25 protein-coding genes and 2 tRNA genes are annotated in these 24,898 nt (G+C 71.4%); 20 read left to right on the top strand and 7 right to left on the bottom strand.

The window, feature by feature from the left end; genetic code table 11:
* The first annotated feature begins 14 nt into the window (after nt 1-14).
* From OG990_RS35980 to OG990_RS36010, 7 genes are all read left to right on the top strand, one after another.
* Entirely contained in the window at nt 15-788 is a 774-nt protein-coding gene (locus OG990_RS35980; RefSeq protein ID WP_406078518.1) for a 2-keto-4-pentenoate hydratase, read from the top strand.
* Nucleotides 785-1,213, top strand: a complete 429-nt coding sequence (locus OG990_RS35985) for a RidA family protein (RefSeq protein ID WP_406078519.1) — start codon at nt 785-787, stop codon at nt 1,211-1,213. The genes OG990_RS35980 and OG990_RS35985 overlap by 4 nt, the downstream gene beginning before the upstream one ends.
* A complete protein-coding gene (locus OG990_RS35990) occupies nt 1,210-1,734 on the top strand; it encodes a 3-hydroxyanthranilate 3,4-dioxygenase (RefSeq protein ID WP_355610056.1) in 525 nt (174 codons plus the stop codon). Before OG990_RS35985 ends, OG990_RS35990 begins: the two co-directional genes overlap by 4 nt.
* Nucleotides 1,734-2,735 (top strand): amidohydrolase family protein, encoded by a 1,002-nt coding sequence (locus tag OG990_RS35995; RefSeq protein ID WP_406078521.1) that lies wholly within the window; start codon nt 1,734-1,736, stop codon nt 2,733-2,735. Before OG990_RS35990 ends, OG990_RS35995 begins: the two co-directional genes overlap by 1 nt.
* A gap of 72 nt (nt 2,736-2,807) precedes the next feature.
* The gene (locus tag OG990_RS36000) at nt 2,808-4,271 is read left to right on the top strand and encodes an amidase (RefSeq protein WP_406078522.1); all 1,464 of its coding nucleotides are present in this window, start codon (nt 2,808-2,810) and stop codon (nt 4,269-4,271) included.
* Between the two features lie 72 nt (nt 4,272-4,343).
* Nucleotides 4,344-4,640, top strand: a complete 297-nt coding sequence (locus OG990_RS36005; protein WP_328426029.1) for a hypothetical protein — start codon at nt 4,344-4,346, stop codon at nt 4,638-4,640.
* A complete protein-coding gene (locus tag OG990_RS36010; RefSeq protein ID WP_328419516.1) occupies nt 4,627-5,034 on the top strand; it encodes a DUF5130 family protein in 408 nt (135 codons plus the stop codon). Before OG990_RS36005 ends, OG990_RS36010 begins: the two co-directional genes overlap by 14 nt.
* Nucleotides 5,035-5,172: 138 nt before the next feature.
* On the opposite strand, the gene pepN is transcribed toward OG990_RS36010, so the two are convergent.
* Nucleotides 5,173-7,722 (bottom strand): aminopeptidase N, encoded by a 2,550-nt coding sequence (gene pepN / locus OG990_RS36015; protein ID WP_406078523.1) that lies wholly within the window; start codon nt 7,720-7,722, stop codon nt 5,173-5,175.
* A 221-nt stretch (nt 7,723-7,943) separates the two neighbouring features.
* Between pepN and OG990_RS36020 the strand changes: the two genes are divergently transcribed.
* From OG990_RS36020 to OG990_RS36035, 4 genes are all read left to right on the top strand, one after another.
* Nucleotides 7,944-8,570 (top strand): disulfide bond formation protein DsbA, encoded by a 627-nt coding sequence (locus tag OG990_RS36020; RefSeq protein ID WP_355610044.1) that lies wholly within the window; start codon nt 7,944-7,946, stop codon nt 8,568-8,570.
* 191 nt (nt 8,571-8,761) lie between these two features.
* Nucleotides 8,762-9,421, top strand: coding sequence for a hypothetical protein (locus OG990_RS36025; RefSeq protein ID WP_406078524.1), 660 nt, complete (start codon nt 8,762-8,764; stop codon nt 9,419-9,421).
* 91 nt (nt 9,422-9,512) lie between these two features.
* On the top strand, nt 9,513-10,712 hold the full coding sequence (locus OG990_RS36030; protein ID WP_406078525.1) for a DUF1015 family protein: 1,200 nt from the start codon (nt 9,513-9,515) through the stop codon (nt 10,710-10,712).
* Between the two features lie 88 nt (nt 10,713-10,800).
* The gene (locus OG990_RS36035; protein ID WP_328419504.1) at nt 10,801-11,268 is read left to right on the top strand and encodes a ribose-5-phosphate isomerase; all 468 of its coding nucleotides are present in this window, start codon (nt 10,801-10,803) and stop codon (nt 11,266-11,268) included.
* A gap of 16 nt (nt 11,269-11,284) precedes the next feature.
* Here the strand turns inward: OG990_RS36035 and OG990_RS36040 are convergent, their stop codons facing one another.
* On the bottom strand, nt 11,285-11,626 hold the full coding sequence (locus OG990_RS36040) for a hypothetical protein (RefSeq protein WP_328419502.1): 342 nt from the start codon (nt 11,624-11,626) through the stop codon (nt 11,285-11,287).
* A gap of 135 nt (nt 11,627-11,761) precedes the next feature.
* On the opposite strand from OG990_RS36040, the gene OG990_RS36045 reads away from it, so the two are divergent.
* Complete coding sequence (locus OG990_RS36045; RefSeq protein WP_355610037.1) at nt 11,762-12,307, top strand: hypothetical protein; 546 nt, start codon at nt 11,762-11,764, stop codon at nt 12,305-12,307.
* 236 nt (nt 12,308-12,543) lie between these two features.
* On the opposite strand, the gene OG990_RS36050 is transcribed toward OG990_RS36045, so the two are convergent.
* Nucleotides 12,544-14,694 (bottom strand): M14 family zinc carboxypeptidase, encoded by a 2,151-nt coding sequence (locus tag OG990_RS36050; protein WP_406078526.1) that lies wholly within the window; start codon nt 14,692-14,694, stop codon nt 12,544-12,546.
* 180 nt (nt 14,695-14,874) lie between these two features.
* Between OG990_RS36050 and OG990_RS36055 the strand changes: the two genes are divergently transcribed.
* Nucleotides 14,875-15,243 (top strand): hypothetical protein, encoded by a 369-nt coding sequence (locus OG990_RS36055; RefSeq protein WP_406078527.1) that lies wholly within the window; start codon nt 14,875-14,877, stop codon nt 15,241-15,243.
* 87 nt (nt 15,244-15,330) lie between these two features.
* Here the strand turns inward: OG990_RS36055 and OG990_RS36060 are convergent, their stop codons facing one another.
* Entirely contained in the window at nt 15,331-16,548 is a 1,218-nt protein-coding gene (locus OG990_RS36060) for a low temperature requirement protein A (RefSeq protein WP_406078528.1), read from the bottom strand.
* A gap of 354 nt (nt 16,549-16,902) precedes the next feature.
* Nucleotides 16,903-16,976: transfer RNA gene (locus tag OG990_RS36065), tRNA-Gly, on the bottom strand.
* 286 nt (nt 16,977-17,262) lie between these two features.
* On the opposite strand from OG990_RS36065, the gene OG990_RS36070 reads away from it, so the two are divergent.
* The 5 genes from OG990_RS36070 to clpX all read left to right on the top strand — a co-directional run bounded on the left by OG990_RS36070 (nt 17,263) and on the right by clpX (nt 21,846).
* A tRNA-Pro gene (locus OG990_RS36070) sits at nt 17,263-17,336 on the top strand.
* 147 nt (nt 17,337-17,483) lie between these two features.
* Entirely contained in the window at nt 17,484-18,830 is a 1,347-nt protein-coding gene (gene tig, locus OG990_RS36075) for a trigger factor (RefSeq protein WP_328419491.1), read from the top strand.
* 194 nt (nt 18,831-19,024) lie between these two features.
* Nucleotides 19,025-19,666 (top strand): ATP-dependent Clp protease proteolytic subunit, encoded by a 642-nt coding sequence (locus OG990_RS36080; protein WP_328419489.1) that lies wholly within the window; start codon nt 19,025-19,027, stop codon nt 19,664-19,666.
* Nucleotides 19,667-19,676: 10 nt separating this feature from the next.
* Nucleotides 19,677-20,339 (top strand): ATP-dependent Clp protease proteolytic subunit, encoded by a 663-nt coding sequence (locus OG990_RS36085; protein ID WP_130339200.1) that lies wholly within the window; start codon nt 19,677-19,679, stop codon nt 20,337-20,339.
* A gap of 211 nt (nt 20,340-20,550) precedes the next feature.
* Entirely contained in the window at nt 20,551-21,846 is a 1,296-nt protein-coding gene (clpX, locus tag OG990_RS36090) for an ATP-dependent Clp protease ATP-binding subunit ClpX (RefSeq protein WP_139588132.1), read from the top strand.
* Between the two features lie 25 nt (nt 21,847-21,871).
* Here clpX and OG990_RS36095 read toward each other — a convergent pair whose 3' ends face one another.
* Nucleotides 21,872-22,498 (bottom strand): XRE family transcriptional regulator, encoded by a 627-nt coding sequence (locus OG990_RS36095; RefSeq protein ID WP_355610028.1) that lies wholly within the window; start codon nt 22,496-22,498, stop codon nt 21,872-21,874.
* A gap of 41 nt (nt 22,499-22,539) precedes the next feature.
* Between OG990_RS36095 and OG990_RS36100 the strand changes: the two genes are divergently transcribed.
* Both OG990_RS36100 and OG990_RS36105 read left to right on the top strand, forming a co-directional pair.
* Nucleotides 22,540-23,373, top strand: a complete 834-nt coding sequence (locus tag OG990_RS36100) for an EamA family transporter (RefSeq protein ID WP_406078529.1) — start codon at nt 22,540-22,542, stop codon at nt 23,371-23,373.
* Nucleotides 23,374-23,412: 39 nt separating this feature from the next.
* Nucleotides 23,413-24,210 carry a carbon-nitrogen hydrolase family protein gene (locus OG990_RS36105; protein WP_406078530.1) on the top strand — a complete coding sequence of 266 codons (798 nt, stop codon included), beginning with the start codon at nt 23,413-23,415 and terminating at the stop codon, nt 24,208-24,210.
* A gap of 4 nt (nt 24,211-24,214) precedes the next feature.
* On the opposite strand, the gene OG990_RS36110 is transcribed toward OG990_RS36105, so the two are convergent.
* Nucleotides 24,215-24,439: a hypothetical protein gene (locus OG990_RS36110; RefSeq protein ID WP_328419478.1), complete on the bottom strand. Its 225-nt coding sequence runs from the start codon at nt 24,437-24,439 to the stop codon at nt 24,215-24,217.
* Nucleotides 24,440-24,898: the final 459 nt, after the last annotated feature.

A 24,898-nucleotide genomic window follows, 5' to 3' on the forward strand; every position in this document is an offset into this window, starting at 1 on the left:
ATGAAGGTGGCACCGTGATCGGGGTGGACACCGCGGGCGTCGCGGCGAAGCTGGGCGTGGCAGCGGACACCGCCACCGCCATCGGACAGCTCGCCGCCGAGGTGGGGCTGGACGTGCCGACCGCGTACGGGGTGCAGGCGGCGTTGGTGCAGCGCCGGCTGGACCGTGGCGAGCGGCTGGTCGGGGTGAAGATGGGCCTGACCAGCAAGGCGAAGATGGCCCAGGTCGGCGTGGACGAGGTGATCTGGGGGCGGCTCACCGACGCGATGCGGGTGCCCGACGGCGGCGCCGTCGACCCGTCCGCGTACATCCACCCCCGGGTCGAGCCGGAGGTGGCGTTCCTCCTGGACCGGCTGCCCGAACCGGGCGAGCCGATCGGCGACTTCGCGACCGCGGTCCGCGCGGTCGCCCCGGCCATCGAGCTGATCGACTCCCGGTACGCCGACTTCCGCTTCTCGTTGCCGGACGTGATCGCCGACAACACCTCGGCAGCCGCGTTCGTGGTGGGGCCGTGGTCGGCGGTCCCGGCCGGCCTGGACAACCTCGGCGTGCTGCTGGAGGTGGACGGGCGGGTGGTTCAGGTCGGTTCGACGGCGGCGATCCTCGGCGACCCGCGCCGGGCGCTGGACGAGGGCATCCGGCTGGCCGGCCGGCACGGGGTGCGGCTGCAGTCCGGGTGGGTGTTTCTCGCTGGTGCCGCCACGGCCGCCGTTCCACTGCGTCCGGGGGCTCATGTCCGTGCCGTGGTGGAAAAGCTGGGCACGGCGTCGTTGAAGGCGTCGGCATGAGCGGCGGCGCGAGCGTGGTGGCGGGGAAGGCCGTCCCGCGCGGGGCGTTTCCGCACGTCAAGGTCGCGGGCGGGTTCGTCTTCGTCTCGGGTACGTCGTCGCGGCGGCCGGACAACAGCTTCGCGGGTGTGTCGGTCGACGACTTCGGCACGACCGACCTGGACGTCCGGGTGCAGACGCGGGCGGTCATCGAGAACATCCGGGATTTGCTGCGGTCGGTCGGCGCCGACCTGACCGACCTCGTCCAGGTGACGTCGTACCTGGTCAACATGAATGACTTCGGTGGTTACAACGAGGTGTGGGCGGAGTTCTTCGACGCGTCCGGGCCGACCCGTACGACGGTGGCGGTGCACCAGCTGCCGCACCCGCACCTGCTCATCGAGATCCAGGCCGTTGCCCTTCTTCCCTCGGGAGGTCAGTCGTGAGTGAGATTGCCGAGCCGTTCAGTTTTCCGGGATGGATCGCGGAGAACCAGCACCTGCTGAAGCCCCCGGTTGGCAACAAGGAGATGTTCCCCGGCGGGGACGACTTCATCGTGATGGTGGTGGGCGGGCCCAACCAGCGCACCGACTTCCACGTGGACCCGTACGAGGAGTTCTTCTATCAGGTCAAGGGCAACATGCACATCAACCTGATCACCCCGGAGGGGCCGCGTACGGTGCACGTGCGCGAGGGTCAGATGTGGATGCTGCCGCGCAACACCCCGCACTCGCCGCAGCGGCCTGAGGTCGGCTCGATCGGTGTGGTGGTCGAGCGGGTCCGCGAGGAGGGCACCCTGGAGACGTTCCAGTGGTACTGCCCGGAGTGTGGGCACCGGGTGCACGAGGTGGAGTTGCAGGTCCGGGACATCGCCGCCGACCTGCCGCCGGTGTTCCAGGCGTTCTACGCCGATGAGGCAGCGCGTACCTGCGCCAACTGCGGGACCCTGCACCCGGGCAAGGGCTGATGCCTCCAGGTGTCGTCGACGTGCACACGCACGTCGTACCGAAGGGATGGCCGGACCTCGGCGCCGCGTGCGGCGGGTCCGGCTGGCCCTGGCTGCGGGTCGACTCCGAGCGGGCCGCGATGATCATGGTGGGGGAGACCGAGTTCCGCCCGGTCGGCGCCGAGTGCTGGGACGCCCCGACGCGACTGGCCGACATGGACGCCGACGGCGTGGCCGTGCAGGTGGTCTCGCCCACCCCGGTCTTCTTCAGCTACGACCGCCCCGCCGACCAGGCGGTGCGGGTCGCCCGGATATTCAACGACCTGACCCTGGAGGTCACCGCCGCCGGCGGCGACCGGCTGGTGCCGTTCTGTCAGGTGCCCTTGCAGGACCCGGACGCCGCCTGCGCCGAGTTGGACCGTTGCCTGGCCGCCGGGCACGTCGGCGTGGAGATCGGCAACCACGTCGGCGACCGGGACCTCGACGACGCCGGCGTGGTCACCTTCCTCCAGCACTGCGCCGAGGTGGGTGCGCCGGTCTTCGTTCACCCGTGGGACATGCCGGGCGGCCCCCGGCTGGACCGGTGGATGGCCCGCTGGCTCACCGGGATGCCCGCCGAGACGCACCTGTCGGTGTTGGCGATGATCCTGGGCGGCGTCTTCGACCGGGTGCCGGAGACATTGCGGATCTGCTTCGCGCACGGGGGCGGCAGCTTCCCGTTCTGGCTCGGCCGCGCGGACAACGCCTGGCACCGCCGTGGTGACCTGGTACGGGGCGCGTCCGCCGGCCCGCCCAGCAGCTACCTCGACCGGTTCCACGTCGACTCGGTGGTCTTCGCGCCGCCCGCGCTGCGGCTGCTGGTCGACACCATGGGGGAGGACCGGGTGCTGGTCGGCAGCGACTACCCGTACCCCCTGGGTGAGCGGCCGGCCGGCGCGGTGGTCCACGCGGCCGACTTCCTCACCCCCGACCAGCGCGACAAACTCCTCTCCGCGAACGCTCGGCGGTTCCTCTACGGCTGACCGCTCCGGTCCGTCTCCGATCGTCGGCGCGTGACGGGTGCACCGAGGGCCGGCGGCCGGCAGGATGACGGGATGACCGAAATGCACGACCTGACCGCGTTGGAGCAGGCCGCCGCGATAGCCCGCGGCGAGCTGTCCAGCGCGGACCTGGTCGAGCATTACCTGCACCGGGTGGCGGCGATCGGCGACACCGTGGGCGCGTTCGTCACGGTCACTCCGGAGTTGGCCCGGGAGGCCGCCCGCGCCGCCGACGCCGCGCCCGCCGAGGGGCGTGGCCCGCTGCACGGCGTACCGACCGCGATCAAGGACCTCACCCTCACCGCCGGGGTACGCACCACCTTCGGCTCGGCCGCCTTCCTCGACTTCGTCCCGCCGGTCGACGCCGACGTGGTCCGGTTCATCAAGGCCGCCGGTCTGGTCAGCCTCGGCAAGACAACCACCTCCGAGCTGGGTTGCTCGCTCTACTCCGAGGGCCTGGTCGCGCCACCGGCCCGCAATCCGTGGCAGCTCGCGTACACCGCTGGCGGGTCCAGCGGCGGCGCGGCGGCCGCGGTGGCGGCGGGGCTGGTCCCGGTCGCCCAGGGCTCCGACGGCGGCGGCTCGCTGCGCATTCCGGCGTCGCTCTGTGGCCTGGTCGGCTACAAGCCCAGCCGCGGCCTGGTCTCCGGCGGGCCACTCGGCTCCGGTGCGTTCGGCCTGCCCACCAGTGGGCCGCTCGGGCGGACCGTCACCGACGTCGCCGCGCTGCTCGACGTCATGGCCGTGCCGGTGCCCGGCGAGCCCTACCTGCCGCCGCCCACACCGTCCGGCGGTTACCTGGCCGTCGCCCGCCAGGCCGCGCCCAACCGGCTGCGGATCGGGCGGTTCACCACCCCGATGCTCGCCGACGAGCCGGTGCACCCCGACTGCGTGGCCGCCGTGGACCTAGCCGCCGCGCTGCTCACCGCCGCCGGCCACGAGGTGGTCGAGGTGCCGCCGCCGCTCGGGCCGGAGGCGTGGCCGCTGTTCGAGGTCATCTGGTACGTGCTGGCGCTCGCCCCGGTGCCGCCACAGCACGAGGCGGAGCTGCTGCCGCTGACCCGGCTGCTGCGGGCCCGGGGCGCCGAGGTGTCCGCCGGTGCCCTGGCCGCCACCCTCGGCGAGTTGCAGGCGCAGGTCCGCCTCGGCGCCCGCCGCACCGCCGGCTGCGATCTGCTCCTCTGTCCCACCCTGGCCGCCCCGCAGGCACCCGTCGGCTGGTTCACCGCCGACGGTGACCCGGCGGCCGATTTCGACCGGCAACGCCGCTTCTCGCCCTACTGCGCCATCTTCAACGTCACCGGTGAACCCTCGGTCTCCCTGCCGCTGGGCGTCACCGCCGACGGCCTGCCCGTCGGGGTGCTGCTCACCGGCCGGTACGGCGACGACGCGCGGCTCATCGCGACCGCTGCGCAACTGGAGAACTCCAGTGACGGATGGGATCGGCACCCCGCAATCTGGCGGGCCGTCGACTCCGCTAACGTGAATGGCGACGGTGTCCGGCGGTCGGCGTCATGATCGTCCATCCGGCCCGGTTGTCCGAGGTCCTTCTTCCGCCTGGGGGCGTTGGGATTGTCTGTTACCGAGACGTTGCTGGTCTTCGTCGGCATCCCGGCGGCCGCGATACTGGTGATCGCCGGTCTGGCGTACGCCAGTAGCCGCGGCGGTGCCACCGGCGGTGGTGGCGGTGCCAAGCGCTACCGGCCGGGCCGGTCCTTCGACTTCACTCCGGTCTGGTTCCTGGGCCGCCCGGAGCAGCTGGCCGACTCGGCCGGCACCGCGCTGACCGCTGGCGCGCAGGCGCCGGCGCTGACCAGCCACAAGCTTGAGCAGGCCAGCGTCGAGGCGCCGGCCGGTGGAACCGGAGGCGCAAGTGACCGTTGGTGAGAAGCAGACCGGGACGGACACGCCGCCCGAGGTGCTGGACGGGCCGTTCTCGACCCGCCAGCTGCTGCGCATCGACGAGGCGTTGCGCCTGGCCGACCAGGGCACCGGCCTGGTCTTCTCGATCTTCGTCGGCGGCCTCGACGAGCCGATCCGGGAGCACGCCCAGCGGCTGCACCGCCAGCTCGCCGACCCCGACAGGTCGGTGCTGATCGCGGTGTCGCCCAACCAGCGCCAGCTGGAGATCGTCACCGGGCGGCACGCCCGCAAGCGCATCCCCGACACGTACGCCAAGCTGGCCGCGCTCTCCATGGTTGGCGCGTTCAGCGGAGGTGACCTGGCCGGCGGCATCATCAACGGCCTCGACCAGCTCGCCAGCCACGCCGGCAAGGGCTGAGCACCACTCGCACGCGAAAGCCCGGCCCGCTGGAAGCGGGCCGGGCTTTCGCGTGTCGGTGTTGAACGAGCTCCGGGAGATCTTGGAAGGAAACCGCCCAGCTGAGGGCCTGTTCCTTCCAAGATCTCCGGCGGTTGATCAGGCGCTCTGGGCGTCCTTCGCGCGGGCCTTGAGCGCACGCACCACGCCGTCCTGGCCCTCGGCGACCAGCCGGCGCAGCGGGGCGGGGTGGCCCTCACCGGCCAGCCACGTGTCGGTGGCCGCCACCGTGTCGTCCTCCACCAGGTAGGCCGGGTACGCCAGCTGGGCGAACTCCTGCGCCGGCTCGCTGTCCCGGGTGGCCCACACCTGGCCGACCGCCGCGAAGTAACGCTCCCGGTACGGGGCGATCAGGTCGACCTGCACCGGGTGGGCGAAGCCCTGCAGCAGCGCCCGGTGCCGCCAGTTGGGCAGCGCGTCCGGGCCGGTCAGCAGTGCCCAGACGGCGGCCTTGTTCTCCTCCGTCGGCACCAGTGCGTGTACGTACGCGGCCTCCCGCTCGCCGCTGGCGGTGCGGTCGCTGGCCAGCTCCGCCTCAATGTCGGCCGGGTTGGCCGCACCGTTGGCCACCAGCGCGCCGAGCACCGCCCAGCGCAGCTCGGTGTCCACGGTCAACCCGGCCGGCACGCCGGAGCCGTCCAGCCACCCGCGCAGGATGGCCAGGTCCTCGTCCGAGCGGGCCGCCGAGGTGTACGCCCGGGCCCAGGCGAGCTGGAACCCGCTGCCCGGCTCGGCGGCGGCGAGTGTGTCGCGGGCCGTACGGGCCAGGTTGGCCCAGCCGGTCGGCGCCCACGCCGGGTCGGTGTAGAGGGTGAGCGCGGTGGTGGCCTGCCGCAGGGTGGCGGTGACCAGGTTGATGTCGGTCTCCGCGGGCAGGCCGGCGAGCGCCAGCGCCACGTAGTCGCGGGCCGCCAGCTCGGCGTCGCGGGTCATGTCCCACGCCGCGGTCCAGCAGAGCGCCCGGGCCAGCGACGACTCGAAGCCACCGATGTGCTGCACCACGGTGGCCATCGACCGGTCGTCGAGGCGCAGCTTGGTGTAGCTCAGGTCGTCGTCGTTGAGCAGCAGCACGTCGGCCGCCGGGACGCCGCGCAGCTCGGCGAGGTCGGTCCGCTCGCCGGCCACGTCCACCTCGTACCGCTCGCGGCGCACCAGCCGTCCGTCGGTCAGGTCGTACAGGCCCACGCCGATCCGGTGCGTCCGCAGCGTCGGGAACGCCGCGGGCGCCTCCTGCCGAACCACCACCTGCTGGTACGTGCCGTCCGCGCCGATGGTCACCTCCGGCCGCAGCGTGTTGACCTGCGCCGTCTCCAACCACTGCGAGGCGAACTTGCGCAGCTCCCGGCCGGAGGCCGCCTCCAGCTCGGTGAGCAGGTCGTCGAAGGTGGCGTTGCCCCAGGCGTGCTTGCCGAAGTACGCCCGCAGCCCGGCGACGAACGGCTCCTCGCCGACGTACGCGACGAGCTGCTTGAGCACGCTCGCGCCCTTGGCGTAGGTGATGCCGTCGAAGTTGACCTCGACGGCTTCCATGTCCGGCATGTCGGTGTAGACCGGGTGGGTGGAGGAGAGCTGGTCCTGCCGGTAGCCCCAGTTCTTCCGGATGGACAGGAACGTCGTCCAGGCCTCGGTGAACCGGGTGGCGTTGGTGTTGCACCAGTGGCTGGCCCACTCGGCGAACGACTCGTTCAGCCACAGGTCGTTCCACCAGCGCATGGTGACCAGGTCACCGAACCACATGTGGGCCATCTCGTGCAGGATCGTGTTGGCCCGCTGCTCGTACTCGAAGTCGGTGACCTGCGAGCGGTAGAGGTAGTGCGACTCGGCGTGCGTCACGCAGCCGAAGTTCTCCATCGCGCCGGCGTTGAAGTCGGGCACCCAGAGCTGGTCGTACTTCGGCAGCGGGTAGCGCACCCCGAACTTCTCGTGGAAGAAGTCGAAGCCCTGCTTGGTGATCAGGAACAGGTCGTCGGTGTCGAGGTACTGCGCCATCGACGCCCGGCAGAACGCGCCCAGGTCGATGCCGTCGTGGCTGTCGCGCACCTCGTGGTACGGCCCGGCGCAGAGCGCCGTGATGTAGGTGCTCATCCGGGGCGCCTCGGCGAAGTGGACGGTCTTCAGCCCCTCACCCGCCGGCTCCTCGCGCTGCACCGGCATGTTGGACACCGCCCGCCAGTGCGCCGGCACGGTGGCGTGCCAGGTGTAGACGCTCTTCAGGTCGGGCTGGTCGAAGCAGGCGAACACCCGCTGCGCGTCGGCCGTCTCGAACTGGCTGTAGAGGTAGGTCTCGCCGTCCACCGGGTCGACCGTGCGGTGCAGCCCCTGCCCGCTGTTGGAATAGCCGAAGTCGGCGTCGACCACGAGGACGTTCTCGCTGTCCAGCCCGGACAGGGTCAGGCCCTTCTCGGCCGACCAGTCCGACAGGTCGACGGGAGCGCCGTTCAGCGTGGCGGAGCGCACCGAGTCGGCGGCCACCTCGATGAACGTGCTCGCACCCGGCTCGGTGCAGCGGAACCGGACCTCGGTCGTCGACCGGAACGTGCGGCCGTCGGCCGCCAGCACGGCGGTCGACAGGTCCAGACTGATGTCGTACCCGGTCACGTCGAGCAGGCGTGCCCGCTCGGTCGCCTCGACCTGCGTCAGGTTGCGCACTCCCGGCACTGTTCGTCTCCATCCCACATCTCGCCGTACGCCCGGCGGCGCCCGTTTGCCGACCGCTCGTGGCGGCCGGTCCGGATCCGAGTCTTCCATGTACGGGCATTTGGCGGTGGCCGAGGTCACGCTCTGATTCGGGTGCCGCTCGACGCGACCCGGGGTGAAGATTCGGAGAGACGCCGGATTGCCGGCGCCACCCATCATGAAGGGACCTCACCGTGACCGATCGTGTCACCGCCGACATGTGGTTCGACCCGGCCTGCCCGTGGGCGTGGATCACGTCCCGTTGGCTGCTCGAGGTCGAGCAGGTCCGTGATGTGGACATCCGCTTCCACGTGATGAGCCTGGCCGTGCTCAACGACGGCCGGGACGACCTGCCCAAGGAGTACAAGGATTTCCTGAGCACCGCCTGGGGCCCGGTGCGGGTCTGCATCGCCGCCGAGCAGCGGTACGGCACCGATGTCCTGCGCGCGCTCTACACGGCGCTCGGCACCCGGATCCACCTCGGCAAGGAGGAGCGCGGCCAGGAGCTCTACGTCGCCGCGTTGACGGACGCCGGCCTGGACCCGGCGCTGGCCGAGGCCGCCGACAGCACCGAGTACGACGAGGCGCTGCGGGCCAGCCACGAGGCCGGCATGCGCCCGGTCGGTCAGGACGTCGGCACCCCGGTCGTCCACGCGCCCGGCCCGGACGGCGGCCAGGTCGCGTTCTTCGGTCCGGTGGTCACGCCGGCGCCGAAGGGCGAGGCGGCCGGCCGGCTCTGGGACGGCGTGCTGCTGGTCTCCGGCACCCCGGGCTTCTACGAGCTCAAGCGCACCCGCGAGCAGGGCCCGATCTTCGACTGATCCACGACACCACGCGCCCCCGTTCCGGTCACCGTCGGCTGCCCGGGCGGGGGCACGTCGCGTTCGGCGTCCGGGTGTGTCTCGGGTCGGTGGCGGTCGCTGCGTCACCGGTGGGCGGGCGGCATCGTTTCCCTCGGTGTCCGCCGCAGCGGCCCACCGGGCCGCACCCGCAGTTCGTGGAGGCAATCCCGATGGCCAAGCACCGTGCGTCCGGTGACGATCAGCTGACCCGGCAGGGGGTGATCGAGACTCCCGGCGCGGCCTACTGGTCGGTCGACGACTCCCGCTGGCCGTCGGTCCGCCCCGACCTGCCCGCCCACCTGGTGGACCTGCTCGCGCCTCCCATCGTGGTCGGCGTGGCGCGGGTCCCGGTCACGTCCCGCCTGACGCCGCCCGGGCCGCCGGCCACCGCCGGTCCGGCCGCGCCGCTGCCGTCGACCGGCGGCCCTGTGCCGGCCGAACTGCCGACGCCACCCGTCGGCCTCGCGCCGACCCACCGTCCGGCGCCGCCTCCGGGCAGCGCCCCGACCGACCTTCCGGCGTCGGCCCCGGCGTCCGTGCCGGCCGTACCGTCTGCTCCGGCTCCGGCCGTGCCGTCGGCGGCCGCACCCGCCGAGCCCGCGCCGCCCCCGCCGGCGCCCGCCAACCCGCGGCCGGTGCCGACGCCGCCGCTGAGCCCACGGCCCGTCCCGGCGCCGCCGCCCGAGCCGCGTCCCGTGCCCGGGCCGCCCGCCGCGCCCCGCCGCAACGCCACCACCGGTCCTGCCGGGACCGGCCGGCGGGGCAACGGCGGACCCGCCGCAGCCGGTCGACACCGCCGGCACAACGGCACCTCGGGCCGCGCCGGCTGACCGCTCCGCCCAGGCTGCGGCACTTTCATCTGGTGGACGCCGTGCGGGTCCCCGTCCGCAGGCAACGCCGTCGCCGGTAGCGTCAGCGGGCATGACGGTCGTACACCCGATCGCCCGGGCCTGGATCACCACTGGCGGCACCGGCGCGCAGAACTACGACGAGTTCGCCGACGACGCGGAGATCACCGCGATAATCGAGGCGAACCCGCACAGTGCCCTCGGCATCGAGATGCCGCACCGGGCGCCGGAGAGCCAGGGGAAGTCCTTCCTCGACGCGCTGCCGGACGCGGTGGCCCGCTTCGCCGAGGCCAAGGCCGACGGCAGCTACACCCCCGCCGAGCAGGTGGTGGTGCTCTACCGGATCAGCGCACCAGGCGAGGATCCCGCGTACGGGCTGTTCGCGATGGTGGACACCGACCAGATCTCCACCCGGGCCGACGAGCCGGGCCTGGTCATCCGCAACGAGGACGTCTTCATCGCCAAGGTGCGTGAGCGGGTGGCGCTGGCCGACGCGCTGGGCCACCTGCTCTCGCCCGTACTCCTGCTGCAGACCGGGTGCGGCGACCAACTGCACGCCGCGCTCGCGGCGGCGACCGACGCGGCCGGCGCGCCTGCCGCCACGGACACCGACCAGGCGGGGCGCACGCACGCCATCTGGCTGCTCGGCCCCGGCCCGGACCAGGACGCGCTCACCGCGCTCGCCGGCGGCGGGGAGCTGGTCGTCGCTGACGGCAACCACCGCAGCCTGGCCGCCCAGACCGGTGGGCTGCCGCGCTTCCTGTCCGTGGTCACCACCCCCGCGTCGGTGGCCATCCAGCCGTACAACCGGCTGGTCAGCGAGTTGACCACCACGCCGGAGGAACTGCTGGACCGGCTGCGCGCGGCGGGCGCCGAGGTCGAGCCGATCGACGGCCGGGTCGAGGTTCCGGCGGCCGGCGGCACCGTCCACCTCCAGCTCCCCGGCCAGGGGTACGCGGTGCGCCTGCCCGCCAGCGTCGGCGACCGCCTGGAGAACCTGGACCACGCCCTGGTCGAGCGGCTGCTGCTACGCGACGCGCTGGGGCTGGACCCGGGCGACAAGCGGATCACCTATGTCGGCGGTGACTACCCGGCGAGCTGGCTCACCGGGGAGGTCGACGCCGGCCGGGCCGAGCTGGCCATTCTGATCGCGCCGGTGACCGTGGCGGACTTCGTCGCGGTGAATCTGGCCCGGGAGAAGATGCCGCGCAAGAGCACCTGGTTCACCCCGAAGGCGCGCGGCGGCCTGGTGGTTGCCGAGCTGCCCCGCTGAGTGACCGTCCGCACGACCGTGTGACGAACCCGGCCAGGGGACGCCGCCCCTGCGGCGTCCCCGACGGCGGCCTGACAGACTGCCCGGTATGCGCGTCTACCTGGGCTCCGATCACGCCGGCTTCGAGTTGAAGGTGCACCTGGCCAACTACCTGGCCAAGCAGGGGTACGACGTGGTCGACGTCGGCCCGCACGGCTACGACCCGGACGACGACTACCCCGCGTTCTGCCTGCACACCGGCGACCGGGTGGTGGCCGACGAGACCGGCCTCGGAGTGGTCATCGGTGGGTCCGGCAACGGTGAGCAGATCGCCGCGAACAAGGTCGCCGGGGTCCGCGCCGCGCTGGCGTGGAGCGTCGAGACCGCCCAGTTGGCCCGCCAGCACAACGACGCGAACGTGGTCGCGGTCGGCGCCCGCCAGCACACCCTGGACGAGGCGACCGCCATCGTCGAGGCGTTCCTGAGCACCCCGTTCTCCGGCAACGAGCGGCACGCCCGCCGGATCGCCCAGGTGGCCGAGTACGAGCTGACCCGGCAGCTGCCCGACCTGCCCTGACCCGGCCAGCGGGCGCTCAGCGCGGCGGGCGGGGTAGCTCCTCGCGGGGCACCCAGTTGCGTCGGACGACCACCACCCGGGCCTCCGCCTCGGCCAGGTCGTCGTCGGTGGGCCGGGCCGCGTCCCGGGCCCGCAGCGCGGCGCTCAGCCCCACCTGCGACGAGCCGGATCCGACCAGCCCGCGCAGCCCTCGTTCGCCGTCGCGTTCGTCGCCGGCCGGGCCCCGGCGGCGGGTCGGTGGCTCCGCGCCATCGTGCACCCCGGCCGTGCTGACCGTAGGGCCGTCGGTGCCCCGTCCGGCCGGTTCGGAGTCGGGGTGGTGGCGCAGCCGCCGTCGTCGTCGGTCCGGGTCACCCATCAGCCGACCGTACTCGCTTGGGGTGGGATTCGGCACGGTCGTGCCGGGCGTGCGCGGACGGGCTCGTCGACCGATTTGCCGGCTGGCTACCCTCGGAACCGGGCGGTGGTGTGCCGCCGGTCAGGGGGAGACGAGATGGCAGACCAGACGCAGCCGTGGGCGGAACGGACCGTGGAGGTGCCGCCGCAGGCCGGCGTCGGGGTGCCGCCGCAGCGGGACGGGTTCCGCCGGGGCGTGGCCCCGGTCGGTCAGCCGCGCAGCCCGCGGACCGAGCCGTTCCCGGTGGTCGAGCAGGATCCGACCGGCACCGGCTGGCCAGGCGAACCGGCGCCCCGCCGGCCGCTGAGCTGGCGCCTGGCGCAGTTGCGTCGCGGCGGCGAGTGGAGTGCGGCGGCCGGGCTCTTCGCGTTCGTCTGCTGGGGGATCTGGGCGCTCTCCGGCCAGGGCGACCTGAGCGGTCCGCTGCTGGTGCTGGTGCTGAGCCTGCTGGTGGCGGTCGGCCTGTTCGCGCTGTCCCGGCTGGTCGGCCGGATGGTGCTGGAGCGGCAGATGGGACGGGTCCGGCGCAGCGCTCGGGGCGCGCACCTGGCGACCGCGGTCTTCCTCGTCGGCCTCGGGGTGGCCTGGCTCCAGCAGACCGAGTGGGTCGTCTCGGCCTGGAACTGGATCTCCTCGAACTGACCCGGGGTACGCCCGGGCGGGCCGGCCACCGCCGCCCGCCCGTGCGCCCGGTCGCAGCACGCCGCGACACCGGTCGTCTCCCCACCAGGCAGGGCCGCTGCTTACCCGGCCGGCCACGGTTCATCCGTGGCCGGCCGGTCCGACTGGTGCCCCGTTCGGGGCCTGCTCGGTCCCTGCTGCGGTCGGCCGGTCCGGCGGTGCCGCGTCCGAGGGCCGGACGCGGCACCGCCGGCAGATCAGCCCTCGGCGGCCTGGGCGGCGGCGTAGTCGCGGGCCACCCGGACCAGCTCCACCAGCCCGCCCGCGTACTCCTGGGACTCGCCGTGCGCCTCGTCGAACGGCGGCTGGAAGCCGACGCCCTCCCACTCGCCGGTGGCCGGGTTCCACCGGTCGTTGCCGACCTCGAAGTCCCAGGCGAAGATGCCCAGCTCGTAGTAGAGCTGGTCGGCGGAGTTCCCGGCGGCGGAGTAGAGCACGTCGGCGACCGGGCCGGTCTGCGACGGCCAGGTGACGGTGCCGCGCTCCTGGGCGATGGCGCCGACGATCCGCCGGGCGCTGTTCAGGAACAGCGTCGACTCGTCGATCGACGGCCGGGGCAGGGTGATCCGCCCGTCCGCCCGGTACGCCCCCGGCGGCCACATGAAGTACCCGCCGTAGGAGTGCACGTTCATCGCGAACTTGATGTTCGGGTGGGCCTGGGCGAGCGCGACCACGTTCCGGCTTTCCGCTTCGGACAACTCGGCGGTGCCCGCGTAGTTGCCGGAGAGGCAGTTGGCGCTGGCACCCACGTAGCCGTCGAAGTACGACCCGACGGTGTAGTTGCGGTTGATGTCGACGCCCCACGAGTTGCGGTTCTTCGGGTCGCGGGCCGCCCCGGCACAGTGGTTGACCAGGTTCTTGCGCTGGAAGTTGAAGTCGTTGAACGAGTAGTTCGCGCCGTCCGGGTTGACCGTCGGGATGACGAAGACGTCGACCTGCTCCAGCAGCTCACGGGTGGCCGGGTCGGTGCGGGCGTTGGCCAGCATCCGTTCGGCGAACTCCAGCGTCACCAGCGGCGTGGCCCACTCCCGGGCGTGTTCCTGGGAGTACGCCAGCACCCCGACCCGGGAGCCGTCCCGGTGCACGCCGAGGCGCAGCGCCTGCACCGTCCACGGCCGCGCCGGCACTTCGGTGCCCTGGAGGCCGTCGTCGAGCCGGGCGGGGCCGGCGACCGGCATCGGCAGCCCTGCCGAGCCGTCCTCGACGGTGGCCCGGAAACGGTTCGGTTGGCGGGCGTTGATCGCCGCCGCGACCTCGTCGGTGGTGCTCACCGTCTTGCCGGCGGTGTCGGTCGCCAGCGAGACCGTGAGAACCCGGTCGCGGTAGCCGACGGTCAGCGGGCGGTTGCGCCGGCCCGGGTCGACCGTCCGCACCTGCACGCCGTTCATGCTCTGGTCGCCGAAGCGGACCGACTCGACCACCACGGCGGCCACCGCCGGGTCGCCCAGGTACGCGACGGCGTTGCGTCGGTACCCCTGGGTCCGGTTCGGCAAGTCGATCACGTCCACCAGGTCCCGGTACTGGCGGGCCAACCGCTTGATCCGCGCCTGGATGTCCATCGGCGTCAGGTACGCGTCGATGAAGTCCTTCTGGTAGCCGGCCGGCAGCGGCGGCGGGGTGGCGTTCGGCCAGAGCGCCGGGGTGACCACCCGGCTGACTCCGCCGAGGCTGGAGGTGGCGGTGAGCTGTACCGGTCGGTTCGGCACCGGTTGGGGGAGCGCGTAGTGGTACTGGTACTCGCCGGAGTCCTCGAACCGGAACAGCGGGAACGTTCCGGTGGCGCCATCGGCCGTCCGCCAGCTGACAGTGATCTCCACGTCCGGGTCGTCGGTGGCGGTGGTGGCCACCTGGGCCTGCAGGAACGTCTGCCCACCCGTGGTCCACCAGTACGCCTGCTGCACCTGGAGGGTGTCGACGGCCGTCGCGGCGGCGGTGGTCCGCTGGCCGAGGGCCGCAGCGCTCAGCCCTGCAGCGGTGCGGGCCTGTGCCGCGCGGACGCTGTCGGCGTGGTGCCGGCTGCCGTCCCCGGCGCGCTGCACGATCTGCACGGCCGTCGCGCCCTGCGCGGTCAGGTCGGCGAGTTGGGCGCCGTTGAGCACCAGGTCGGCGAGGATCCGCCCGTCCCGGGCCCGAGGCCGGTTGGCCAGGTCGGCGCCGGCGGCGACCAGCCGGTCGAGCTGCGCCTGATCGCGCAGTTGCACCCGGACCAGGGCGGTCTCGGTACTGGTCAGGGTGACCGGTGCGGGCGAGGCGGCGGGTGCCGCGGTGCCCGGACCGGGGTGGGACAGTACCGCGCTGATCAGGATCGCTGTGGTGGCGGCAGCTGTCCACCGTCGTCGGACGATCATGTGCCCTCCTGACGGACGTCGATGTCACTGGTCCTTACACCAGTGCACAGATCGACACCTGTCAAGACGCCTCGGTCGGGTGGCCGAGATCGGGCGGACGCGAGTGCTCTCGGAGCGGGGCGGGCTGTGCCGCCCTGTCCAGGGCGACCCGATCGCTGCGAGTGGTGGACAATTCGCCGCATGACCCTGTCGGCGGCACGTCCGGACGTTGCTGGTCCACCCCGGCCCGACCCGAGGGCTTCGCTCCTGGTGATGCTCGGCTGGTACGGCGCGCTCGTCGTGTCGTTCGGCGTGTATCTGAGCCTGCTGTCCGGGGACGTCCCGGCGGACTGTCACGAGGGCTGCGACTCCGACCGGTCGGGGATGCTGATGTTCGGGCTCTACACGGCCACGCCAGCGCTGTTCCTCGCCCTGCTGATCAGTCTGGTGACGCTCTGGCTCCTGGTCACCCATAGTCGGAGGCGTTCCGCGTTGCTGACAGGCAGCCTGTCCGCCGTCCCCGCACTGGTCGTGGCCGGCATCCTCGCTGCGATCGTCCTGCCGTCTTGACTGACCGCACCGGCAGCGGCGTACGACATCCCCCAACGCTTCCCCATCGTCTGTGGACCTCTGGCGGACTGGATGCGGCCGTCTCCGCTAGGCGGACGGGGACGGGGCCTCCGGTGGGCTGCCGGCGGCGCGTCGAGCGTCCGCGACGGCGACCCCGAGCAGCACGACGGCAGCGGCGATGGCGGCCAGCAGCGGCGGGCCGAAGAACAGCGGCGGCGCCAGCAGAGCCAGAGCGGCGATGCCGACGAGCCGGCGCACGGCGAGCCGGTTGAAGACGACCCGTTCCAGCCGACTGCGGCCGAACAGGAAGACCGCCGGCCCGCCGAGGATGACCGCGAGCCAGGCCGGCACGGAGGGCCCCTCGGGGTGGGCCAGCACGATTTCCGAGCCAGCCGCAGTGGCGGTGATGCCGAGCACCATGAGCACGTGGGCCACGCCGACGATACCGCCGGCAGCTGCTCGGTTCGACGCCATCTCGACGGCCTCGGCCAGCACCTGGCCAGCGCGATAGAAGTAGATCCGCCACATCAGCACGGACGACAGGAACGTGATCACCAGGGCCGTCTTTGCGGCGAGCGTGGTGGGGTGATTGGCGTAGGCGAGGCCAATGGACAGCACCGTCTCGCCGAGCGCGATCAGCAACAGTTGCTGGTAGCGCTCGGGGAGGTATCGGCTGCTGGCCATCGCCCACGCGCTGGTCGGTGGTCGGCCCATGCCGGGTACCGGCCATCTGAACCGCGCCACGACCATGTCCACGGTGATGGCGATCAACCACAGGCCGATCCGGTGGTTTCCGCGCATCGCAGCCCCGGCGAGCCAGATCACGCCGGAGACGCTGGCCCAGATGGCCAGACGGGTGTAGAGCGCCCGTACCTCCTTGTGCTCCCGCAACAACGGCCGGAGCAGCAAGGGGCGTCCGATGTGCAGCACCACGTACACAACGGCGAAGGCGGCGCCGCGTTGCTCGAACTTGTACAGAGACGTCGCCATGATCAGCAGGCCGAACGCGCTGACCAGGACCAGCAGCTGAATCCAGCGGTTGCGGTAGTCGAACCGGCTCGTGACGTACGCCGTGGTCGTCCACAGCCAGAGCAGCGGCAGGCCCAGAACGACGACGTCCAACAGCGCCAGCCAGCGCATGCCAGCGCTGTCGGAGAGAAGTTCCGGCACCATCCGGCCTACGACCCCGACCAGGGCGAAGACCAACACCAGGTCGAAGAACAGCTCCAGGAAGCTGGCCTGCTGGGCGTCCTCCTCGCCACGCAGGATGCCCCCGGTCTGCGCCGGCTCCGATGGACGCCCCATCCGCCCATGGTTGCGGGACGTCGCCTTGCGCGCACCGGTTTCGCTGTTTCATCGATCGGCGGCGAAGGGGGGCGCCGCTGCGTTCCGGCAACTTCGCTCGGGCGGTGACGTGGACCAGAACAGTCGCCTCGCTGGGCCTGGTCGGCTTCCACTTCCACGACCTGCGCCACACCGGACACCCTCGCCGCACACCAGCGAGCGTGACAGCGAGACTGCCCAGGCGATGGACCGCCGCATCGCCGGAAGTGGCCGATGCCGACCGTGAATGGAACGCGGATGGCGCGCAAGATGCAGAGGGGGAGAAGCGAAAGGCCCAGGTGCCGCGATCATGCGGTCGACCTGGGCCTTTGTCGATGGAGCGGGCGACGGGAATCGAACCCGCACCGTCAGTTTGGAAGACTGAAGCTCTGCCATTGAGCTACGCCCGCGTGCATCCCAGTGGAACGGGATGCGCCGACAGCGTACCCAATGCCCCTGCCGACCGCGCAGCCACGCCACCGCCTTGCGCCACCGCTTCGCCCTGTGCCGCGTCGCGATGCGCCCAAGATCCACACAACTTCCTGGATGCAGTGGTCTCCGCGCGCCGGGAGGCCACACTTTCCCCGAAGTTGTGTGGATCTTGCCCGCCGCCCGCGGCTTTCGGGGGATTGTGTCCGGGTGGGGGCGGCCCCGGCACGTCCCGGGAGCGGCGACGGCATAGACTGCACGTCGCCACGGGGTGTGGCGCAGCTTGGTAGCGCACTCGCTTTGGGAGCGAGGGGCCGTGGGTTCAAATCCCGCCACCCCGACTGTCGTCCGCGGCCGGGTAGCCCCGGGTGCCGCCCGAGTTTTCCGTGCGGTCCCCGGGCGATGCCGGAGCGTCAGGCCGGCTCACCTACACTCGATGGGCTGAATCCACGCCCAGACTCAACTGAGATCCGTCAAGGAGTACGCCTGTGAAGAGCACCGTCGAGACTCTGAGCCCGACGCGCGTGCGGCTCGCCATCGAGGTGCCGTTCGTCGAGCTCGAGCCGAGCCTCAAGAAGGCGTACCGGGAGATCGGTTCGCAGGTCCAGGTCCCGGGCTTCCGCCGGGGCAAGGTGCCGACCGCGGTGATCGACCAGCGGGTGGGCCGGGGCACCGTCCTCAACGAAGCGGTCCAGGACGCCATCCCGGAGAACATCCTCGCCGCGGTACGCGAGCACGACCTCAAGACGCTGGGGCGTCCCGAGGTCGAGATCACCGAGTTCAACGACGGTGACTCGCTGAACTTCACCGCCGAGGTGGACGTCCGGCCGGAGATCACCCTCCCCGACGCCACGACCATCGAGGTGACCGTCGACGAGCTGCAGATCGACGAGAGCGAGATCGACGAGCAGGTCAAGAACCTGCGTGAGCGGTTCGCCACCCTCAAGACCGTCGAGCGCGCCGCCGCCGAGGGCGACTTCGTCCAGATCGACCTGAACGCCACCGTCGACGGCGAGGACGTGCCGGGCGGCCAGGCGAGCAACATCTCCCACGAGGTGGGCAGCAAGCAGCTCCTGCCGGGCCTCGACGAGGCCGCGGTCGGTCTCGCCGCCGGTGACAGCACCACCTTCACCACCCAGCTGGTCGGCGGCGACTTCGCCGGCCGGGACGCCGAGGTGGCGGTGACCGTGCGCACGGTCAAGGAGAAGGAGCTGCCGGAGCTGAACGACGAGTTCGCCCAGATGGCGAGCGAGTTCGACACGATCGAGGAGCTGCGCGGCGACCTGCGGGCGCGGGTCACCCAGGGCAAGCAGGTCGAGCAGATCTACGCGGCTCGGGACAAGGCCCTGGCGGAGCTGGTCGAGGCCGCCGAGGTGCCGGCGCCGGAGGGTGTCATCCGCGAGGAGGTGGCCAGCCGCAAGCAGGCCATGATCGATCAGCTGGAGCGGATCGGCGCCTCGATGGAGGAGTACCTCGCCGCCGAGGAGAAGACCGAGGAGCAGATCGACGCCGAGCTGACCGAGGCGGCGACCGAGGGCGTCAAGGTGCAGCTTCTGCTGGACACCCTGGCCGACGCCGAGGACGTCCAGGTCTCCGACGACGAGTTCGGCCACGAGATCGTGCACCGGGCGCAGCGCGCCGGGATGGCCCCGCAGCAGTACTACGACCAGCTCATGCGCTCCGGGGCGGCTGCCGCGGTCTTCGGTGACGTGCGGCGGGGCAAGGCGCTCGCGGCAGTCATGGAGCGGATCAAGATCAAGGACTCGGCCGGCAACGAGGTCACCCTTGACGCGCTGCGTGCGGCCAACGAGGCGGAGCACAACCACGAGCACTGATCGTCGGGTGCGGCCGCCGTCCGCCGCTGTGCGGTGGACGGCGGCCAAATCCTTTTCCGGGTACGCCCGGAAGCCCGCGCCGCGGGTACGCCCGACACAGCTGCGCTGAGAGCGAACAGTGCCCCGACCGGGACTCTGCCGCCCCGCACAGCGGTTAGTGTCGGGAAAGACGGTACGGAGAGCGAAGGGCTGCCATGACCGACATGCACATCCCAGCGAAGCCGCTCCGGGCGATTGATGCCCGAGGTGGCGACACCATTGGCAACCTCGACGACTCGGTCTACAACCGGTTGCTCAAGGAGCGCATCATCTTCCTGGGCAGCGAGGTGACCGACCAGGTCGCCAACCGCATCTGCGCGCAGCTGCTGCTGCTCGCCGCGGAGGACCCGGACCGCGACATCAATCTGTGGATCAACTCGCCGGGTGGCTCGGTCTACTCCGGCATGGCGATCTACGACACCATGCAGTTCATCGACAACGACGTGTCGACCGTGGCGATGGGCATGGCGGCCTCGATGGGCCAGCTGCTGCTCTGCGCGGGCACCAAGGGCAAGCGGTACGCCCTGCCGCACGCCCGGATCATGATGCACCAGCCGTCCGGTGGTCTGGGCGGCACGGCGTCCGACATCGCCATCCAGGCGGAGCAGATGCTCTACACGAAGCGGATGTTCCAGGAGCGGGTCGCGCACCACACCGGCCAGAGCCAGGGGCAGATCGAGGCGGACTCGGACCGGGACCGTTGGTTCACCGCCCAGGAGGCCATGGACTACGGCTTCATCGACAAGGTGATCATCGGGGCCGCTCAGGTTCCGGATGGCGCCGGGACCCTGAGCTGAGGAGCTGACGATGACCGATCTGAGCTTGCCGCCCCAGTTCGCGGCCGTGCACAACCGTTACGTGCTGCCGTCGTTCGTCGAGCGCACGTCGTACGGGGTCAAGGAGTCGAACCCGTACAACAAGCTCTTCGAGGACCGGATCATCTTCCTCGGCGTCCAGGTGGACGACGCGTCGGCCAACGACGTGATGGCCCAGCTGCTGACGCTCGAGGGCACCGATCCGGACCGCGACATCATCATGTACATCAACTCGCCGGGTGGCTCGTTCACCGCGATGACGGCGATCTACGACACCATGCAGTACGTCCGCCCGGACATCCAGACGGTCTGCCTCGGGCAGGCCGCCAGCGCGGCAGCGGTGCTGCTGTCGGCCGGCACGCCGGGTAAGCGGATGGCTCTTCCGAACTCGCGGATCATCATCCACCAGCCGGCCACCGAGGGCGGCTACGGGCAGGGCTCGGACATCGAGATCCAGGCTCGGGAGATCCTCCGGATGCGTACGCAGCTGGAGGACATGCTCTCTCGGCACTGCAACCGGCCGATCGAGCAGGTTCGCAAGGACATCGACCGCGACAAGATCATGACGGCCGAGGAGTCCAAGGAGTACGGGTTGGTCGACACGATCCTGACCAGCCGCAAGAAGGGCCTGCTGGCAGCCAACGCCGCCAGCTGAGCAGCACCGGGTCAGAGGTTGGCCGGGGCATCGGTTCCCGGCCGACCTCTGACACACCCGTTTTGGGGGTCGGAGAATGCCCCGCCAGCGGGTAACGTCGGGTCCGTACCGCTTCGCCGGTTGGGCCGGCGGGGGTGAACGGAGCGGGACGGCGCGCAGCGTCCGCAGGTCAGGGCCGGGTCTCCGGCCGATGAGTGCAGGGAGAACGTAGGTGGCACGGATCGGTGACGGCGGCGACCTACTGAAATGCTCCTTCTGCGGCAAGTCGCAGAAGCAGGTGAAGAAGCTCATCGCGGGCCCTGGGGTCTACATCTGCGACGAGTGCATCGATCTCTGCAACGAGATCATCGAAGAGGAGTTGGCTGAGTCCGGCGAGGTGAAGTGGGAAGAGCTTCCCAAGCCGATGGAGATCTGCCAGTTCCTCGACAACTACGTCGTCGGGCAGGATCAGGCCAAGAAGGCGCTCGCCGTCGCGGTCTACAACCACTACAAGCGGATCCAGGCCGAGGCGGCCGGCGCGCCGGGCTCCGGCAGCGACGCCGTCGAGCTGGCCAAGTCCAACATCCTGCTGCTCGGCCCGACCGGGTGCGGCAAGACCCACCTGGCGCAGACGCTGGCCCGGATGTTGAACGTCCCGTTCGCCATCGCCGATGCCACCGCGCTGACCGAGGCGGGCTACGTCGGTGAGGATGTGGAGAACATCCTCCTCAAGCTGATCCAGGCCGCCGACTACGACATCAAGCGCGCCGAGACCGGCATCATCTACATCGACGAGGTCGACAAGATCGCCCGCAAGTCGGAGAATCCGTCGATCACGCGGGACGTCTCCGGCGAGGGCGTGCAGCAGGCCCTGCTCAAGATGCTCGAAGGCACGGTGGCCAACGTGCCGCCGCAGGGCGGTCGCAAGCACCCGCACCAGGAGTTCATCCAGATCGACACCACCAACGTGCTGTTCATCTGCGGTGGTGCCTTCGCGGGGCTGGATCAGATCATCGAGTCCCGCACCGGGCAGGGCGGCACCGGCTTCGGTGCCCGGCTCCGGTCGGTCTCCGACCGGTCGACCGATGACATCTTCAGCCAGGTAATGCCGGAGGACATGCTCAAGTTCGGGCTGATCCCCGAGTTCGTCGGCCGGCTGCCGGTGATCACCAATGTGCGCAGCCTGGACCGCAGCGCTCTCGTACGGATCCTCACCGAGCCGCGCAACGCCCTGGTCCGGCAGTACCAGCGCCTCTTCGAGTTGGACGGCGTCGAGCTGGAGTTCGACGAGCCGGCGCTGGAGGCCATCGCCGACCAGGCCATGTTGCGGGGCACCGGTGCCCGTGGCCTCCGGGCCATCATCGAGGAGGTTCTGCTCTCCGCGATGTTCGAGGTGCCGAGCAACCCCGACGCCGCTCGGGTGCTGATCACCCGCGAGGTGGTCCTGGAGAACGTCAACCCGACCATCGTGCCGCGCGAGTTCACCGGCCGTCGGGCCCGGCGGGACCGCGAGGAGAAGTCGGCCTGATCGTTCTCGCGTCGCGCCGGCCCGTTCAGTCCTGACGCGGCCGGCGCGAACGGGTTCGTCGATCCCATTCGCCCGACGGGGTGACCGTCACCATCATCAGCCGTGCCGGTACGTCGGCATCGTTGCGGTAGCCGTGCTCCCGGTCGGCGTGAAACTCGATGGTCTCGCCGGCCCGGACGGGGTGGTCCTGCCCGTCGACCCGGACGACCACCGCGCCGGTCAGCACGTGCAGCACCTCCCGGGTGCCGCGCGGGTGGTCGGGGGAGCGGTGCGCCTCCCCGGCCTCCATCCGCCAGTCCCAGAGCTCGACCAGATCCGGCTCGCCCAGCCCGCTCAGCAGGTGGCCCGTGCCGCCGCGCTCGCCCTGCCAGAGCACCGGCGCCTCGGCGGCCGAGGTGATCTTCACGGTCCGTTCCTCGGCGGGCTCCAGCAGTCGGGCGATGTTGACGCCGAACGCGTCGGCGACCCGGCACAGTGTGCCGACGCTCGGGTTGGTGCGTGCGCTCTCGATCTGCACGAGCATGCCCTTGCTCACCCCGGACCGGCCGGCCAACTCGTCGAAGGACCAGCCCCGGGCGGCGCGTAGCTCGCGTACCTGCTGGGCCACCGCGGCGGTGACCGCGCCCACCCGGCCGGTTCCGGTCTCGGTCATTAAACTATCCCTCACGGTCACTATTGTGATACGAACACTCTATGCTCCCCATTGTCCTTGCCGCAGTGTCCGCAGTCGCGTTCGGCACCGCCGACTTCTCCGGTGGGAAGGCGTCCCGCCGTGCGGACCCGATCGCCGTGACTGTGATCTCCCAGCTGCTGAGCGTTCCGCTGCTGGTCGTCCTGGTGCTGGTGGTGCCCGGCACCCCGACCGCCGGGGACATCGCCTGGGGGCTGCTCGCCGGGGTGGCCGGCGCGGCCGGGGTCATGCTGCTCTACCGGGCGCTCGCCGGCGGGATGATGGCCGTGGTGGCGCCGGTCACCGCGATCACCGCCGCCGTGGTGCCGATCATCGCCGGCCTGTTCACCGCGACCTTCCCCGGCGCAGCGGCACTCACCGGGGCGGGCCTTGCCGTGCTGGCGATCGCACTGGTGAGCCTGGGAGACGGTGGTAGCCGGCGGTCCGTCCCGGCGCGGCTGGTGGGGTTGTCCCTCGCCGCCGGCGCACTCTTCGGCGTCTTCTTCACGCTGCTCGGCCAGGCCGATGAGGGCGCCGGGATGTGGCCGGTGGCGGCGGTGCGGGCCAGCTCGATCGCGTTCGGTCTCGCACTCGCCGTCGGGACCGGCGTGCGGCTCCGGCTCGGACGGCGGGTGCTGGGCTGGGCGGCAGTCGCCGGCCTGCTCGACAGCGCTGCCAACGCGCTCTTCCTCGCCGCCGCCGCCCGTGGCCACCTGAGCATCGTCGCGGCGATCACCGCGCTCTACCCGGCCAGTACCGTGCTGCTCGCGCTCGCCGTCGACCGAGAGCGGTTGCGCCCGATCCAGGTCGCCGGCCTCGGCTTCGCCGCCGGTGCTCTGGTGCTGGCCAGCATCTGAAGCTGTCGGCGCCGGCCCTCCCGGCCGTACCCTGGGCTCATGCGCGTCGCCGTCTGCCAGCTGAACGCCCGGGAAGACCGCAAGGCCAACCTGGCCGCCGCGGAGGCCCTGCTGGAACGCGCCGCCGCTGGCGGCGCGGACCTCGCCGTCCTGCCGGAGTACGTCGACTACCTCGGCCCCGCCACCGGGTTGCCCGATCCGGAGCCGGTGGACGGCGAGGTGGGCAGCTTCTTCGCCGAGATCGCCCGGCGACTCGGCATCTGGCTGGTGGCCGGGTCGTTCCACGAGGCCGGCCCGGACCCGCAGCACACCTGGAACACCTCGCTGGTGTTCGACCGGTCCGGCAGTCTCGCCGCGAGCTATCGCAAGATCCACCTGTACGACGTGGAGATTCCCGGCCGGGTCTCGTACTTGGAGTCGGCGAGCGTCGCTGCTGGTGTCCAGCCCGTGGTGGTCGACGTCGAGGGCCTCCGGGTCGGCCTGTCGATCTGTTACGACCTGCGCTTCCCGGAGCTGTACCGGCGACTCGCCACCGAGGGGGGCGCCCAGTTGTTGGTGGTCCCGGCGGCGTTCATGCTCCACACCGGGCGGGACCACTGGGAGGTCCTGCTGCGGGCCCGGGCGATCGAGAACCAGTGCTTTGTGGCGGCCGCTGGACAGACCGGCGACCACGAGCCCGGCCGCACCTGCTTCGGGCGCAGCATGGTGGTCGACCCGTGGGGGACGGTCCTCACCCAGTTGCCGGACGGCCCGGGGGTGTCCGTCGTCGACCTGGACCTCGACCGGCTCGCCGCGATCCGTGCCGAGCTGCCCAGCCTGGCCAACCGCCGGCTCTGAGCCTTCAGCCCTCCAACAGGACGCCGATCGTCGCCAAGCCGGCGATGGCCGCGGCGGTGACCAGCAGGGCGGTGCTCATCCGGGACCGGCCCCGCCGCGCCAACCGCCCCACCGAGAGCACCAGCACGACCAGCACTACCGCGCCGATCACCAACTGCCAGAACGGCAGGAGGAGGCCCAGCAGCGCCTCCTCGGCGAACACCGTGGCGCCGAGCCCGGACTCATCCATGCCTGACACTCTGGCACGCCGACGCGCCCCGCGTCCCCGGCTGCGTGGGACATCGCAGCGCCCTCGTGAGCCGAACCAGTGATGAACCCTGATTTGCCTTCTCGGGGCCGTCCGCGTAACTTTCTCTCTGCACGGGGGAGGCCGGACAAACCGGCCGAGACCAGGCACCAGGCTCGTGGCGGGAACGCCGAGCGAGACTGAGGATCGGGCGGTGCGGAACACTCCGGAAACGGGGTTGCGAACGCGAAGCCGACCGGGTAGAGTTCTGAAGCCGGCAGGAGCCGGGCGGAGAGCCACGAAGTGGCGATCGGCCGGTCTGCGGCTTCCCACGACAGTAACGACCGCCGGGTACGGCGTGCGTCATCGTGGGTCCGGACGAATCACATTGATCGCCTCGAACATGAGGTTGACAATGAAAATTCGACCAAGTAGGTTTGAGCGGTTGCCCCGAAACGGGGT

It is taken from the genome of Micromonospora sp. NBC_00858 (genome assembly GCF_045207365.1).
GTDB lineage: Bacteria > Actinomycetota > Actinomycetes > Mycobacteriales > Micromonosporaceae > Micromonospora.